At 57.7% G+C, this 14,977-nt stretch carries 11 protein-coding genes; 5 read left to right on the top strand and 6 right to left on the bottom strand.

Annotated features, from left to right (window positions below; genetic code table 11):
* Positions 1 to 173: 173 nt before the first annotated feature.
* The 4 genes from ACYF6X_RS12690 to metG form a co-directional block, all read right to left on the bottom strand.
* Positions 174 to 1,034: a UTP--glucose-1-phosphate uridylyltransferase gene (locus ACYF6X_RS12690; protein ID WP_406880050.1), complete on the bottom strand. Its 861-nt coding sequence runs from the start codon at positions 1,032 to 1,034 to the stop codon at positions 174 to 176.
* Positions 1,035 to 1,649: 615 nt separating this feature from the next.
* A complete protein-coding gene (locus ACYF6X_RS12685) occupies positions 1,650 to 2,861 on the bottom strand; it encodes an MFS transporter (protein ID WP_130018793.1) in 1,212 nt (403 codons plus the stop codon).
* Positions 2,862 to 2,992: 131 nt separating this feature from the next.
* Positions 2,993 to 4,060 carry a sugar ABC transporter substrate-binding protein gene (locus tag ACYF6X_RS12680; RefSeq protein ID WP_063989318.1) on the bottom strand — a complete coding sequence of 356 codons (1,068 nt, stop codon included), beginning with the start codon at positions 4,058 to 4,060 and terminating at the stop codon, positions 2,993 to 2,995.
* 222 nt (positions 4,061 to 4,282) lie between these two features.
* A complete protein-coding gene (metG, locus tag ACYF6X_RS12675) occupies positions 4,283 to 6,310 on the bottom strand; it encodes a methionine--tRNA ligase (RefSeq protein ID WP_130018794.1) in 2,028 nt (675 codons plus the stop codon).
* 159 nt (positions 6,311 to 6,469) lie between these two features.
* On the opposite strand from metG, the gene apbC reads away from it, so the two are divergent.
* Entirely contained in the window at positions 6,470 to 7,582 is a 1,113-nt protein-coding gene (gene apbC, locus ACYF6X_RS12670; protein WP_130018795.1) for an iron-sulfur cluster carrier protein ApbC, read from the top strand.
* Between the two features lie 45 nt (positions 7,583 to 7,627).
* Here apbC and ACYF6X_RS12665 read toward each other — a convergent pair whose 3' ends face one another.
* Positions 7,628 to 8,257: a phosphatase PAP2 family protein gene (locus ACYF6X_RS12665; protein ID WP_130018796.1), complete on the bottom strand. Its 630-nt coding sequence runs from the start codon at positions 8,255 to 8,257 to the stop codon at positions 7,628 to 7,630.
* 229 nt (positions 8,258 to 8,486) lie between these two features.
* On the opposite strand from ACYF6X_RS12665, the gene udk reads away from it, so the two are divergent.
* From udk to dcuC, 4 genes are all read left to right on the top strand, one after another.
* Positions 8,487 to 9,128 carry a uridine kinase gene (gene udk, locus ACYF6X_RS12660; RefSeq protein WP_004938922.1) on the top strand — a complete coding sequence of 214 codons (642 nt, stop codon included), beginning with the start codon at positions 8,487 to 8,489 and terminating at the stop codon, positions 9,126 to 9,128.
* A gap of 125 nt (positions 9,129 to 9,253) precedes the next feature.
* Positions 9,254 to 9,835 (top strand): dCTP deaminase, encoded by a 582-nt coding sequence (dcd, locus tag ACYF6X_RS12655; protein ID WP_004938917.1) that lies wholly within the window; start codon positions 9,254 to 9,256, stop codon positions 9,833 to 9,835.
* Positions 9,836 to 9,879: 44 nt separating this feature from the next.
* Positions 9,880 to 11,712, top strand: a complete 1,833-nt coding sequence (asmA, locus tag ACYF6X_RS12650) for an outer membrane assembly protein AsmA (RefSeq protein ID WP_130018797.1) — start codon at positions 9,880 to 9,882, stop codon at positions 11,710 to 11,712.
* 173 nt (positions 11,713 to 11,885) lie between these two features.
* A complete protein-coding gene (gene dcuC / locus ACYF6X_RS12645; protein ID WP_107227461.1) occupies positions 11,886 to 13,238 on the top strand; it encodes an anaerobic C4-dicarboxylate transporter DcuC in 1,353 nt (450 codons plus the stop codon).
* Positions 13,239 to 13,269: 31 nt separating this feature from the next.
* Here dcuC and ACYF6X_RS12640 read toward each other — a convergent pair whose 3' ends face one another.
* The gene (locus tag ACYF6X_RS12640) at positions 13,270 to 14,853 is read right to left on the bottom strand and encodes a TerC family protein (RefSeq protein ID WP_060440356.1); all 1,584 of its coding nucleotides are present in this window, start codon (positions 14,851 to 14,853) and stop codon (positions 13,270 to 13,272) included.
* Positions 14,854 to 14,977: the final 124 nt, after the last annotated feature.

Genomic DNA, 14,977 nt, shown 5'->3' with positions numbered 1-14,977 from the left:
ATAATCTGGTAGGTCTTCCGGTTTTACAGAGAAATGCGTTCCCAGCCGAAGTAAAACAGAAAAGGATTATTTGTTCTATTTAGTAGCATTCAGTTCTCTATACAGCGTCAGGTTTGACGTCAACTGCGTACTGTGGTGCCGTCTGATCGCTTCTGGTATGAATTTTACACTAATCACCCAGCGGCAGAAGACCATTGTTGCAGCCAATGGCTGAACTCTTCTCCCTGGTTGGGGTGACGCATAGCATAAGTTAAAAAGGCCTGCATATAGCCGATTTTCTCACCGCAGTTGTAAGACTCACCCTTTAAACGGAGGGCTTCAACAGGATACTTATCAAGCAGATTGGCAATTGCATCCGTCAGTTGTATCCGCCCCCAGGCGCCAGGTTCCGTTTTCTCTAGAATAGGCCAGATGTCGGAAGAGAGCACGTATCGACCGACAGCGGCATAATTGGCCTGTGAGATAGCTTCTTTTTCCGGTTTCTCGATCAGGGACAAGATGGTGGCACCTTCACCGGGCTTCAGGCATTGCTTATCGCATTCTACAGCAGAATAATTATGCAACATTTCGGCATCGCCTTGCTTAATCAATACCTGGCTGACCCCAGTGTCATTAAATCTGTTTATCATTTTTGCCAGGTTATCCTGGCGTGGATCGGCCAAAACGTCATCGATAATCACATCTGGCAATAACACTACAAACGGCGAATTGCCGACAATCGGTTTAGCGCAGAGTACCGCATGTCCCAGCCCCTTGGGCTGACCTTGGCGAACATGCATCAACTTGACGCCTTTCGGGCAGATAGATTGAACCTCATCCAATAGCTGGCGTTTTACTCGTGATTCGAGCATCGCTTCCAGCTCGAACGACGTATCAAAATGATTCTCTATCGCATTCTTTGATGAGTGGGTAACGAGGATAATTTCTTCGATACCTGCCTGGGCGCATTCATTAACAATGAATTGAATGACAGGTTTATCGACAATGGGCAGCATTTCTTTAGGGATGGCTTTGGTCGCCGGTAACATTCGCATTCCCAGTCCTGCCACCGGGATAATCGCCTTCAACTTGCTCATCTCCACTCCTGTCTTTAATGAATCCGGTTCGAGCCCGCCATGTTTGAGCCGGTTTATCAAACATGATTTTTAAAAGCTTACAGTGCAGGTTATCTCTGGGCTATTGCGCAGAGGCGCTGACCAGAAAGCTACTCGTTGACTAAATATATAGGTGAGACCGGGCATAGTATGGATGATATCACTACAGTTCCCCTCCGCAGAGCAGCCCCGGCACCGTTTGAATCGATCCACAATGAGGCTGCTGACGAGCAGAGAAACGGCTTAAGCACGCTACCGCCCTTGGTTTGCAGCTACCAAAACGCTGTGTGCTTCATATTGTGTTGCCAGCAATGGGCTTAATTGCGGCATTTTAGGGCAAAATAACGATTAACACTTTGATTTTAACTTGCTTTGCTATAGAAGGGTATATTCCGATTTTGCCGTGGCAGATTTTCATATGAATAGGGCCATGTTACAAGCATGAGCAGCTTGCCGCTGCCTTTTTAGGATTAAGACTACCATCGTTCCAACATGGCTTATCACATTCTTTTCCCGTCATTGAGCTTTTTCAGTCCAACGTAGTAGAAGAGGGGGCTAGCGTTTTGCATACCCCGTGCAATCATCCGGTGATGTTCGATAACCGCAAAAGAAAAACAGCAGGCTGAGCAGCGCCGCGACGATCAGCATCACGAACATCCACGGCGGTGCGGCATAGCTGAGCAGCACCCCGCACAGCACCGGGTTGATGGCGCCGCCCAGCGCGCTGAGATTTTGTACCCCATAGTAGCTGCCTTTCAGGTGCGGCGGCGCGATAAAGTCGATAAACATGTACTCTACCGGGATAACGATGATTTCGCCGAGGGTAAATACCGCCATCGCCGCCAGCCATAGCCAGACCGCCTGGCCGGCCACCATGAAACCAAGCAGCCCGATGATGAAAAACAGCGTGCCCAGCACCAGCCAGCGCAGCATGTTTTCCTGGCGCATGCCGCGGCTGAGCAGGTATTGCAGGGCGATGACGATGCTGGCGTTGACAATCATCACCAGCCCGATGATTTTGTAGGCAAACTCGGCGCTGGAGACGGTGATCAGGTACTGCGACAGATAGCCGGTGAACTGACCGAACACCACGGCGCCCAGGGTGCTGCCGAGAGTGAAGTAGATCAGCCGCCGATCGCTGTGCAGGATAGTCAGCGTCTGGCGGAAGTTGGGGAGCGCGGCCGGTACGCTGGCGGTTGGCGTTGGGCGCTGTTCCTGGCCGCGCAAGCGCAGGCTGAGCGCCGCCACCGTCGCCAGCGCCAACCCGCCCGACAGGTAAAACGGCAGCAGTGGGCTAAGCCCGGCCACCAGGACGCCGAGCGCAGAGCCGATCGCCCAGCCGACGTTGACCAATGTGTAGTTGATTGAGAAAGCCTTGATGCGCTGCTCGACCGGCAGCCAGTCGGCGAAGCAGGCCTTAATGGTGATGCTCAGCACCGAATAACAGGTATGCAGGATCGCCAGCACCACGATCACGCCGCCGGGGCGCGGGATCCAGGGAAGGGCGAAGAAGCTCAGCGCAAACAATAAAATCGACAGCAGGATCAGGCGGTTCTTGCTGAATTTGTCTACCAGATAGCCGCCGTACAGGCTCGCAAGGATGCCGAGGGTCAGGCTGACACCCAGGATCACGCCCACGCTCTTCGGCAGCAGATGGAAATGCTCGGTGAGGTAGATAGTGATGAACGGCAGCGTCACGCCGCGGCCGATGGTCAACACCAGCGAACTGGCCAGCAGTACGTTGATCAGCGGGGGAAATCCCTTCATTCGAAGCCTGTTTATGCATACAGTTATTGGGTAATGCAGATAACATAGCGTATTTTGGCGAGGACGGAAGGGGAAAGCCGATAATTAGTTTAAAAACAGAGGCTGCGTCGCCAGCCTCGTCAAAAAAAGCATTATTTACCGTGTTCGGCCTGCAGCGTGGCGAACCACGGCTGCACGAAGTCGCTGCTGCTGCCCCAGCCGGGGATGATCTTTGCCAGCCCGGCGACGTTGACCGGCCCCGGCTGCGCCTGTAACAGCGCCTGCGGAATGACCGTCGCTTTGAACTGATAGCTGTCCGGCGTGCTTTCCCCGGCGATCTTGTTGGCCACCAGGCGCAGGTTGATCGCGCCGATAAGCTTCGGATCCACCGCCACGCTGACCTGCCACGGGCTGCCGGCTTCGCGCATCAACTGCAAGTCCTGGTTGGAAATATCGATGCTGTACAGCTTGATTTCGGTACGCCCGTTCTCCTTCAACGCCTTGTAAGCGCCCTGGGTAAAGGCATCCCAGGTGCCCCAGATGGCGTCGATCTTGCCTTTCGGGTATTTCGCCAGCACCGCGCCCACTTTATTGGCGGTATCGCCCTGTACGTCGGAGGAGACCGCGCCGATCGATTCCAGCTCGTGAATGCCCGGATGCTGTTTCAGCAGCTGCTGATAGGCGGCCTGGCGGCGTTCCATCGGCGGGAAGCCGGCCACCCAGAGTTTGATGATATTGGCCTGGCCGTTGAAATCCTTCACCAGCTGGCCGAAGGAGGCGTTGGCCAGCGAAGCGTCGTCCTGCTGCGAGACGGTGACGCCGGGAACGCTGCCGCTGACGTCGGTATCGAAAGCCGCGACGGCGATGCCGGCCGCCGCGATGCGTTTGACCAGCTCGGTGGAATAGGGGGCTCGCCCCTGCGAGAGAATGATGCCGTCATATTTCTGGCTGATAGCCTGGTTGACGAAGTCCTGGAAGCGCGCGTCGTCGCCGTTGCTGAGGAAGGTGTCCACCTTGAAGCCCAGCTTGCGTCCTTCCTGAATGGCGCCCGCCAAAAATTGCGTGGTGTTGTCGTCGGATCCGAGGTTGCGGATCACCGCGATGCGCACCGGCCCCTGATGCTGAGCGATGGCGGCCGGCACGGCGGCGTTTTCCGCCGCCTGCAACGGCAGGGCGGCCAGAAGGCTGAGGGCGAGCAGCGAAGTCTTGAGGTTTTTCATTATTATAGGCTCCAAAAAAGCGGGTAAACGGTCCCGGTGAAGGTCTGTTATAGCAGTCTTTCTATCTGGACGTCTATTTGTTGTTGCAGAGCATCATAGCGGGATGCGGCGGACGAGGGAATCAGAGCGGTTATGACTTTTTCTTACTGTTTATAACGCTGGGGACGGGGTAATAAAAAAGGGCCGAGCAAGCTCGACCCTTGATGTAACGCGCCGGTGCGGTTACTTGACCTGCATGCCAGGCTGTGCGCCGCTGTCCGGGCTCAGCAGGAAGATCTCTTTCCCGCCGGGGCCCGCCGCCATCACCATGCCTTCCGAAACGCCGAAACGCATTTTGCGCGGCGCCAGGTTGGCGACCATGATGGTCAGGCGGCCTTCCAGCGCTTTCGGATCCGGGTAAGCGGAGCGAATGCCGGAGAAGATCTGGCGCGATTCGCCGCCCAGGTCCAGCTGCAGTTTCAGCAGTTTGTCAGAGCCTTCGACAAAGTCGGCGCTCTTGATCAGGGCGATGCGCATGTCCACCTTGGCGAAGTCGTCGAAGGCGATGGTTTCCTGGATCGGATCATCGGCCAATGGACCTGTCACCGGTTTGGCGGCGGCCATGTCTTCCTTCGAGGCGTTGACCATCTCGCTGACCTTGTCCAGATCGATGCGGTTGAACAGCGCTTTGAATGCGTTCACCTGATGGCCCAGCAGCGGCTGCGGGATCGTGTCCCAGCTCAGCTCGGCATTGAGGAACGCTTCGGCGCGTTCGGTCAGCGAAGGCAGCACCGGCTTCAGGTAAGTCATCAGCACGCGGAACAGGTTGATGCCCATCGAGCAGATGGCCTGCAGATCGGCGTCGCGGCCTTCTTCCTTCGCCACCACCCAAGGTGCCTGCTCATCCACGTAACGGTTGGCCAGATCGGCCAGCGCCATGATTTCGCGGATCGCGCGGCTGAACTCGCGGCCGGCGTAAGCGTCGGCGATGCTCTGCGCCGCGTCGACGAAGGTCTGGTACAGCGCCGGATCGGCCAGGCTGTCGGCCAGCTTGCCGCCGAAGCGTTTGTTGATAAAGCCGGCGTTGCGCGACGCCAGGTTCACCACCTTGTTGACGATATCCGCGTTTACGCGCTGCACGAAGTCTTCCAGATTGAGATCGATGTCATCAATGCGTGAAGAGAGCTTGGCGGCGTAGTAATAGCGCAGGCAGTCGGCGTCCAGATGCTGCAGGTAGGTGCCGGCCTTGATGAAGGTGCCGCGCGACTTGGACATTTTGGCGCCGTTCACCGTCACGTAGCCGTGCACGAACAGGTTGGTCGGTTTGCGGAAGTTGCTGCCTTCCAGCATCGCCGGCCAGAACAGGCTGTGGAAGTAGACGATGTCCTTGCCGATAAAGTGATACAGCTCGGTAGTGGAGTCTTTGCGCCAGAACTCGTCGAAGTCCAGATCGCCGCGCTTGTCGCACAGGTTCTTGAAGGAGCCCATGTAGCCGATCGGCGCGTCCAGCCAGACGTAGAAGTATTTGCCCGGCGCATCCGGGATCTCGAAGCCGAAGTAAGGCGCATCGCGGGAGATGTCCCACTGCTGCAGGCCGGATTCGAACCACTCCTGCATCTTGTTCGCCACTTGCTCTTGCAGCGCGCCGGAGCGCGTCCACGCCTGCAGCATTTCGCTGAAGGCCGGCAGGTCGAAGAAGAAGTGTTCGGAGTCGCGCATCACCGGCGTCGCGCCGGAAACCACGGACTTCGGATCGATCAGTTCCGTCGGGCTGTAGGTGGTGCCGCACACTTCGCAGTTGTCGCCGTACTGATCGGGCGATTTGCATTTCGGGCAGGTGCCTTTCACGAAACGGTCCGGCAGGAACATGCCTTTCTCCGGATCGTACAGCTGAGAAATGGTGCGGTTCTTGATAAAACCGTTTTCTTTCAAGCGGCTGTAAATCAGGGTGGACAGCTCGCGGTTTTCATCGCTATGGGTCGAATGGTAGTTGTCATAGCTGATGCCAAAGCCGGCGAAATCCTGTTGGTGCTCCTGGCTCATCTCCGCGATCATTTCTTCCGGTTTCACGCCCAGTTGCTGCGCTTTCAGCATGATCGGCGTGCCGTGCGCGTCGTCCGCGCAGATGAAATGCACTTCGTGGCCGCGCATTCGTTGGTAACGCACCCAGATATCCGCCTGGATGTGCTCGAGCATGTGGCCGAGATGGATGGAACCATTTGCGTACGGTAGCGCGCACGTCACCAATAATTTTTTCGCGACTTGAGCCATAGTGAGAACTTGCTTTCTGTAATGAATAAAAGGGCCTTCGATGTTAACCGATCGCGCCCTTCGCTGCTAGGGCGGTTTCTTGCAGGTTATATGCGCCAGCGGCAGCGCAGTTCTGATATGCTTAGCCGGAAGCTACCCATTCAAAATCAAGGAGCCGGGATGAACGCAAAATCCCCTGAGCAGACCAACCCCGAAGTTCTGCGCGCCCTGGTGACCGGTGTACTGGCCGCCTTTGAACACCCGACGTTGAAAAACAACCTGACCGCATTGAAGGCCATCCATCACTGCGCGTTGCTGGACGATGTGCTGCATATCGAACTGACGATGCCGTTTGCCTGGCAGAGCGGTTTTGAGGCGCTGCAGGCGAGCGTCGGCCCCGAATTGCTGCGCGTGACCGGCGCCGGCGCCATCGACTGGAAGCTAAAACACGATATCACGACGCTGAAGCGTGCCAACGGCCAGGCCGGGATCAAAGGCGTGCGCAATATCATCGCCGTCAGCTCCGGCAAAGGCGGGGTGGGGAAATCCACCACCGCCGTCAACCTGGCGCTGGCGCTGGTCGCCGAAGGGGCCAAGGTCGGTATTCTGGACGCCGACATTTACGGCCCGTCGATCCCCAATATGCTGGGCACCGAACACGAGCGGCCGACTTCGCCGGACGGTCAGCACATGGCGCCGATCGTGGCGCACGGCCTGGCGACCAACTCCATCGGTTACCTGGTGACCGACGACAACGCCATGGTGTGGCGCGGCCCGATGGCCAGCAAGGCGCTGATGCAACTGCTGCAGGATACGCTGTGGCCGGATCTGGATTACCTGGTGCTGGACATGCCGCCGGGCACCGGCGACATCCAGCTGACGCTGTCGCAGAACATTCCGGTGACCGGCGCGCTGGTGGTTACCACCCCGCAGGATATCGCTTTGCTGGATGCCGCCAAGGGCATCGTGATGTTCGAGAAAGTGCATGTGCCGGTGCTGGGCATCGTGGAGAACATGAGCGTGCACATCTGCAGCAACTGCGGTCACCATGAGCCGATCTTCGGCACCGGCGGCGCCGAGAAGCTGGTGCAGAAATACCACAGCCGTCTGCTGGGGCAGATGCCGCTGCATATCTCGCTGCGCGAAGACCTGGATCGCGGTACGCCGACCGTGATAAGCCGCCCGGACAGCGAATTCGCCGAAATGTATCGTCAACTGGCCGGTCGCGTGGCTGCGCAGATGTATTGGCAGGGCGAGGCGATCCCGACAGAGATTGCATTCCGCGCGCTGTAATCTGCCTATCGCAAAGCAAGAACCCGGCTTAAACGCCGGGTTTTTTTATGGGATGCGGACAGGGTTGTGCAAATCTGCCCGGGTATAGGGACGTTCGATCTGCGCCAGCGTTTTGGCGATATGCTCCAGCAACCCCTGGGTGGGAGCCGGCTGCCGCTGCCCCATCAGCGCTAATGGCAAGGCCAGCGCGATGGCGAAGTGCGGCCAAGAGAGATGCGGGCGCGTTTTGCTTCGCTGCAACCACAGGAACAGTGCGCTGGCCAGATAGCCTAAAATCAGCCCGCTGATCACCTCTGATACCGAGTGAACGCGAATTTCCAGCCGCGAAACGCCGATGGCGAAAGGCAATATCCACCCGGTCAGCAAAGCGATGCTACGTATTGGGTGGGAAAAGCGGCCGGTCAACGTCCAGAGCAGTGGCGGCCAGATGCTTGCCGCGAGGGCTGAATGGCCGCTGAATCCGGTGAAATCATAGCGCTCGCTGCCTATGCCCCAGCCCATAAAGGCCAGTTTGGACAGGCAGACCAGCCCGCCGGTGAATCCGAAGATCAGCGCCCACTGCCAGCCTGCCGCGCGGGTGGTGGGAGAGATGAGCAGCAATAAAAACAGAATCAGCGCGCAGGGCAGCAGTAGCATACTGTCGCCGAAAAAAGTCAGAAAATACCAATCCAGCACATCAATCTCCGATGAAGGGGGCGGGGAGCAAAAGTCAGCGCCGGGGAGTGTAACCCGTTACGGCGCGTTGCCCTAGCCGCGAGATTCTTAAAATGCTGCGTGCCCGTGGCGTAGCAGCCCGAATTCGCCCGCCGCCGCGTAATATACAGTGGCGGAATCCCCGGCGACTCCCTATAATTGTCGCGTTTTAGTTCCCCCCTTCACATTACGAAATCAGGTCTTTAATTTTATGACTGACAATCCGCATCAGTGCGTCATTATTGGTATAGCTGGCGCATCTGCCTCCGGAAAAAGCCTTATTGCCAGCACGTTGTACCGCGAACTCCGCGAGCAGGTCGGCGATGAGCACATCGGCGTTATTCCAGAAGACAGTTACTATAAAGACCAGACTCACCTGACCATGGAAGAACGGGTCAAAACCAACTATGACCACCCGAGCGCCATGGATCACAACCTGCTGTTCCAGCATCTGCAAATGCTGAAGGCCGGCAAGGCGATCGAACTGCCGCTGTACAGCTACACCGAGCACACGCGCAAGAAAGAAACCGTCCATCTCGAACCTAAAAAAGTGATCATTCTGGAAGGGATCTTGCTGCTGACGGATATCCGCCTGCGCCAGGAGATGAACTTCTCGATCTTTGTCGACACGCCGCTCGATATCTGCCTGATGCGCCGCATGAAGCGCGACGTCAACGAGCGCGGCCGCTCGATGGATTCGGTAATGGCGCAATACCAGAAAACCGTGCGTCCGATGTTCCTGCAGTTTATCGAACCTTCCAAACAATACGCCGATATCATCGTCCCGCGCGGCGGCAAAAACCGCATTGCGATCGATATTCTGAAAGCCAAAATCAGCCAATTCTTTGAATAATGCCGCTTAATGGCCGGAAATGCGTATTTCCGGCCGGCGGCCAACTATTTGCACCCCGGCGTAGACCTTTCGCCCGTTGTGTGGCAATTTTTGTTTAGTTACGCGTTTTGATGGAGAAGAAAGACATGAGACTGTGCGACCGCGATATAGAAGCCTGGCTGGATAGCGAGAAACTGGTGATTTCCCCGCGCCCGCCGCTCGAACGCATCAACGGGGCCACAGTAGATGTCCGTTTGGGCAATCAGTTCCGCGTGTTCCGCGGCCATACCGCGCCTTTTATCGATCTTAGCGGGCCGAAAGACGAAGTCAGCGCCGCGCTGGATCGCGTGATGAGCGACGAGATTGTCCTGCCGGAAGGCGAGGCGTTCTTCCTTCATCCCGGCGAACTGGCCCTGGCGGTGACGTTCGAATCCGTGACGCTGCCGAACGATCTCGTGGGTTGGCTCGACGGCCGTTCTTCTCTGGCGCGTCTGGGGCTGATGGTGCACGTGACCGCGCACCGTATCGATCCGGGTTGGCACGGGCGCATCGTGCTGGAGTTTTACAACTCCGGCAAGCTGCCGCTGGCGCTGCGGCCGGGGATGCTGATTGGCGCTTTGAGCTTTGAGCCGTTGTCCGGCCCGGCGGCCCGGCCATACAACAGCCGGCAGGACGCAAAATATCGCGATCAGCAGGGCGCAGTAGCCAGTCGAATCGACAAGGACTAACGGCGCGGGATGCACCGTCGGTGTGGCGCTGACAAGAGGGTGGCATGAGAAGATTACTGACGACATTGGCGATTTTACTGGTGGTCGTGGTGGCGGGAATGTCCGCGCTGGTACTGCTGGTCAATCCGAATGATTTTCGCGGTTACATGGTCAAAAAGGTCGAGCAGAAGAGCGGCTACCAGCTAACGCTCGAAGGCGACCTGCGTTGGCATATCTGGCCGCAGCTCAGCATTTTGGCCGGGCGCATGACGCTGACTGCGCCGGGCGCCAAGGCGCCGGTGGTGAGCGCGGAAAACATGCGTCTTGACGTCAAACTGTTGCCGCTGCTGTCGCATCAGCTGTTTGTGAAACAGGTGATGTTGAAAAATGCCGTCATTCGCCTCACGCCCGACAGTGAAGAGCACTCGCAAGTGGACGCCCCGATTGCGCCGGCCGGCAGCGGCGCTGATGCGGCAGACGCGGCCTGGAAGTTCGACATCGATAACCTGCGCGTCGTGGACAGCCTGTTGATTTGGCAGCGTGCCGACAACGAGCAAATCAATGTCCGGGACATCAATCTTACCCTGCAGCAAACGGAGAAACGGCAGGCGCAGCTGGACATTTCCAGCCGGGTCAACCGCGATCAGCGCGACCTAGCCTTCAGCATGGCGGCCGATATCGATCTGCAGCAGTTCCCGCACCAGATCGGCGCGAAGGTGACCCAGTTCAATTACCAATTGTCGGGGGCGGATATTCCGAACGGCGGTATTCAAGGCGAGGGTAATGCTCAGGTGGTCTATAAGCAGACGCCGGCGCAAATTGCCGTCAGCCAGCTGAACGTCAGTGCCAATAACAGCCAGTTGACCGGCGATATCAGCGCCAGCCTGGGGACGGTGCCCGGCTATGTGGTGAACCTGAATTCGGCTAATCTCGATCTTGACGCGCTTTCCGGTTGGCAATCCAGCACCAATACCGCCGAGCAGCCCGCCGTGACCGCTGCACCGGTAATCGCCAGCCAGGTTGACGATCGGCAGCAGAACCTGGAAGCGCTGCGCGATTTCAATGCACAGCTGAATCTGCAGGCGGCGCAGTTGACCTACCGCGGTATGAACGTTACCCAGTTAGCCGTCGCGGCGGATAATCAACGCGGCCTGTTGACGCTGCATAAACTTGCCGGGCAATTGGCCGGCGGCGATTTCTCCTTGCCGGGATCGCTCGACGCACGCGGCAATAAACCGGTGATAAACGTGAAGCCGACCCTGAACCAGGTTGAGCTCGGCACGGTGCTCAAAGCCTTCGACATGCCGCAGATGCTGACCGGCAAATTCAGCATGAAAGGGGATTTGACCGGCGATCGCCTTTCTTCACAGTCATTTGAGCACCGTTGGCGCGGTACGGCGCAGCTGACGATGCAGGATGCGCAGTTGCACGGCCTGAACATTCAGCAATTGATCCAACAGGCGGTGGCGCGCAACGATAACAGCGTGCGCGGGCAAGACAGCTATCAGCGTTATACCGAAGTCAAAAGCGTCTCGGCGCAGGCCAGCCTGAGCCAGGGCATAGTCAAACTCAGCAGCCTGACGGCGGATTCGCCTTTGCTGGCGCTGACCGGCGCCGGCAGTATCGATATGCCGGGAAAACAGTGTGATATGGCACTTAACGTGCGCGTCACGGGCGGCTGGCAAGGGCGGGGTGAACTGATCGAGCAACTGCAAAAAACGCCGATCCCGCTGCGGGTTTACGGGCCGTGGCAACAGCTGAATTACCAACTGCAGGTCGATCAGGTGCTGCGCAAAACGCTGCAGGATCGGGCCAAAGATGCGTTGAACAAATGGGCTGAAAAGAACAAGGATTCGCGCGAAGGCCAGGATCTGAAAAAGCTGCTCGACAAACTGTAATTCCCCAACGCGGGCCATACTGTGGCCCGCGTCAATATCGATGCTCCTCGCGATAATTTCCCTCCGTTACCTTGATGAAGGTCATGAAGAAACGTGCTCAGTTTGTGCAGAGTAGGAACCTATTCTGCGATTGCGATGCGCCTGGGCGCGAAAACATGACGAGTTGAGGAAACATGATAGAGCTTCTTATTGGCGCGGCGGTGGCGGCGGGCGTGGGCCGTTACATCATCAAAGGGTATTCCGCCACTGGCGTCTTGATGGTGGGAGGGTTGCTGCTGCTTGGCATCAGCGCCCTGATGGGGAAAACGCTGTTGCCATCCGGCGCCGCGTCTACCGGCTGGCGCGCGACCGACATTATCGAATACGTCAAGATCTTGCTGATGAGCCGCGGCGGCGATCTGGGCATGATGATCATGATGCTGTGCGGTTTCGCCGCCTACATGACGCATATCGGCGCCAACGACGTGGTCGTCAAGCTGGCCTCGCGCCCGTTGCAGATGATCAACTCGCCTTATCTGCTGATGGTGGCGGCCTATTTTGTCGCTTGCCTGATGTCATTGGCGGTCTCTTCCGCTACCGGCCTCGGCGTATTGCTGATGGCGACGCTGTTCCCGTTGATGGTGAACGTTGGCATTAGCCGCGGCGCGGCGGCGGCCATTTGCGCTTCGCCGGCGGCGATTATTCTGGCACCGACCTCTGGCGACGTGGTGCTGGCAGCCAAGGCGGCGGAGATGCCGCTGGTGGACTTCGCGTTCAAAACCACGCTGCCTATCTCGATTGCCGCCATCGTCTGCATGGCCGTGGCGCACTTTTTCTGGCAGCGTTATCTCGATAAGAAGAGTGATGAACAGCACCACATTATGGACGCCAGCGAAATAAAAACGCACGCGCCGGGTTTTTACGCTGTATTGCCGTTTACGCCGATCCTCGGCGTGCTGATCTTCGACGGCAAATGGGGGCCTGAGCTGCACATCATTACCGTGTTGGTGGGGTGCATGCTGTTGGCGGCATTGATCGAGTTCGTGCGCAGCTTCAGCGCCAAGCAGGTATTCAGCGGCCTGGAAGTGGCCTATCGCGGTATGGCGGACGCTTTCGCCAGCGTGGTGATGCTGCTGGTGGCCGCGGGTGTGTTCGCGCAGGGGCTGAGCACCGTCGGCTTTATCAGCGGCTTGATCGGGCTGGCGCAGTCGTTCGGCACCGGCGGTTTGATCATGATGTTGGTGCTGGTGGTGATCACCATGCTGGCGGCCATGACCACCGGTTCCGGCAATGCGCCGTTCTATGCGTTTGTCGAACTGATCCCGAAACTGGCGGCGCAGATGGGTGTAAATCCTGCCTATCTGGTGATCCCTATGCTGCAGGCGTCTAATCTCGGCCGTACGTTGTCGCCGGTCTCCGGCGTGGTGGTGGCGGTCTCTGGCATGGCGAAAATCTCGCCTTTTGACGTGGTGAAGCGTACTTCGGTGCCGGTGATTGTCGGGTTGGTGGTGGTGATCGTGGCGACGGAGCTGCTGGTTCCCCAGTAAAAGAAAGGCCGGGCGATGCCCGGCCTCAATGTTAAACCTCGTAGTCCTCCGGTGGGGGTGGCGGGGTGATCTTCACTTTCAGGATACGGTGGCTGTTGACCTCCAATGGCTCGAACAGGTAGTCACCAATCTTGATTTGTTCGCCTTCTTGCGGCACGCGCTGGCTGTGTTCCATCAGCAGACCCGCCAGCGTGTGATATTCGCGCTTTTCTTCCAGCGGCATCGGCAGGTACAGCACCAGATCTTCCAGCGGCATATAGCCGTTGGCAATCCAGCTACCGTCCTCGTTTTGCTGAATGTCATGGCGAGCGTCCACCTCTTCGCCGGCCTCCGGCAGATTGCCGGCGATGGTTTCCATCACGTCCGTCAGGGTGACGATGCCTTCGACGGAGCCGAACTCGTCGACCACAAAGGCAAAGTGCGTCTGCGCCTGGCGGAATTGCTCCAGGGCGCTTAACAGCGTGAGCTGTTCCGGGAAGATCAGCGGTTGGCGTATCAGCGCGCGCAGATCCAGCGGCGCCTGCGCCAACTGCTGTTTGAGGACGTCGATGGTATGGATCACGCCCAACGGCTCATCGCTGGCGCTGCTTTCCACCACCACGATGCGCGTGTGCTGATTGCGCTCCAGCAATTGCGTCAGCTTTTCCTGCGGATCGTTCAGCTCAAGGTATTCGACGTCGTGACGCGAGGTCATGATGCTACTGACCGTGCGCTGCGCCATGCCGAGTACGCGTTCGATCATGCGCCGCTCTTGCTGGTTGAAGATCTCGCCGTTTTCGCTGTCGCTGTCGGCCAGCAGGTTGGCGGAATGGCTGTCGACCTCCGCCTCTTCATGTTTGCCACTCAGCATGCGTAGCACCGCCTCGGCGGTACGCTCGCGCAGTGGCCGCACCTTCGACAGGAAGCGACGGCGGTTGAACTGCGCCAGCTGGTTCAATGCTTCGATCATTACCGAGAAACCGATCGCCGCGTAGAGGTAGCCTTTCGGAATGTGATAGCCGAAGCCCTCCGCCACCAGACTAAAGCCAATCATCAGCAGGAAGCTCAGACACAGGATAACGATAGTCGGGTGAGCGTTGACGAAACGCGTCAGCGGTTTGCTGGCCAGCAGCATCAGGCCGATGGCGATACAGACCGCGATCATCATCACCGCCAGGTGATCGACCATCCCAACCGCAGTGATCACCGAGTCGAGCGAGAAAACGGCGTCCAGTACTACGATCTGCGCCACGACTGGCCAGAAACGTGCGCCTTTGCGCGCGCCGTGTTGCTCTTCATCCTTGCCTTCCAGCCGCTCATTGAGCTCCATGGTGGCTTTGAACAGCAGGAATATCCCGCCGACCAGCATGATCAGATCGCGGCCGCTGAAGGGGTGCTCCGCGACGATGAACATCGGTTTGGTCAGCGTCGCCAGCCACGAGATGGAGGCGAGCAGCGCCAGACGCATGACCAGCGCCAGCAACAGACCGACGACACGGGCCTTATCTCTTTGTTGTTTTGGTAATTTGTCCGCCAGAATGGCGATGAAGACAAGGTTGTCTATACCCAGCACGATTTCCAGCACGACCAACGTGGCCAGGCCAGCCCAAATTGTTGGATCAGCGATCCATTCCATACGCCCAATTTCACCTGTAAGTTCTACGGCTTATGCCGCTCGGGAATGATGGGCGTTGAGGCGGCAAAATTCAACTTTAAAAAACCGTAAATATCTCACGGTGAATTCACTATCAATGCTGATA

Source organism: Serratia sp. ID 25-353 (assembly GCF_054792795.1).
This window is presented reverse-complemented; position numbering and strand designations above follow the sequence as displayed.

Excerpts from the sequence above, each read along its gene's own strand:
- ACYF6X_RS12690 (WP_406880050.1), bottom strand. The coding sequence starts at position 1,034 with ATGCGAATGTTACCGGCGACCAAAGCCATCCCTAAAGAAATGCTGCCC.
- ACYF6X_RS12685 (WP_130018793.1), bottom strand. The coding sequence starts at position 2,861 with ATGAAGGGATTTCCCCCGCTGATCAACGTACTGCTGGCCAGTTCGCTG.
- ACYF6X_RS12680 (WP_063989318.1), bottom strand. The coding sequence starts at position 4,060 with ATGAAAAACCTCAAGACTTCGCTGCTCGCCCTCAGCCTTCTGGCCGCC.
- metG (WP_130018794.1), bottom strand. The coding sequence starts at position 6,310 with ATGGCTCAAGTCGCGAAAAAATTATTGGTGACGTGCGCGCTACCGTAC.
- apbC (WP_130018795.1), top strand. The coding sequence starts at position 6,470 with ATGAACGCAAAATCCCCTGAGCAGACCAACCCCGAAGTTCTGCGCGCC.
- udk (WP_004938922.1), top strand. The coding sequence starts at position 8,487 with ATGACTGACAATCCGCATCAGTGCGTCATTATTGGTATAGCTGGCGCA.
- dcd (WP_004938917.1), top strand. The coding sequence starts at position 9,254 with ATGAGACTGTGCGACCGCGATATAGAAGCCTGGCTGGATAGCGAGAAA.
- asmA (WP_130018797.1), top strand. The coding sequence starts at position 9,880 with ATGAGAAGATTACTGACGACATTGGCGATTTTACTGGTGGTCGTGGTG.
- dcuC (WP_107227461.1), top strand. The coding sequence starts at position 11,886 with ATGATAGAGCTTCTTATTGGCGCGGCGGTGGCGGCGGGCGTGGGCCGT.
- ACYF6X_RS12640 (WP_060440356.1), bottom strand. The coding sequence starts at position 14,853 with ATGGAATGGATCGCTGATCCAACAATTTGGGCTGGCCTGGCCACGTTG.